We start from the raw sequence: 271 nt of genomic DNA on the forward strand, positions 1-271 counted from the left end.
ATTTCCTTTATATATTCTTTTAATCTCGCTATTGATTCATCAAAAACAGTTGGAACTTCTCGTGCTTCTATTAAATAATCTCCAATTTTAACACCATCAAGCTTTTTAACAGATTCTAAAGCTGGGTTAGTTGCTTCTCCTCCAAATGGATCAAATCCTGTCAGCAAAATCTTCTGCATTTCATATCCCTCCTAATTGTTTGGTTAATACGAAATCAAAAATGGTATACAAGGAAATACATCAGCAGCATATTAATAATAAACACTGGTAT

General features: G+C 31.7%; 1 pseudogene. It reads right to left on the reverse strand.

The window, feature by feature from the left end:
• Positions 1–179, reverse strand: a pseudogene (locus tag EOC06_RS45435) (pyroglutamyl-peptidase I); the annotation flags it as partial.
• Positions 180–271 lie beyond the last annotated feature (92 nt).

Origin of the sequence: Mesorhizobium sp. M7A.F.Ca.MR.362.00.0.0 (assembly GCF_004023175.1) — a bacterium.
GTDB lineage: Bacteria > Pseudomonadota > Alphaproteobacteria > Rhizobiales > Rhizobiaceae > Mesorhizobium.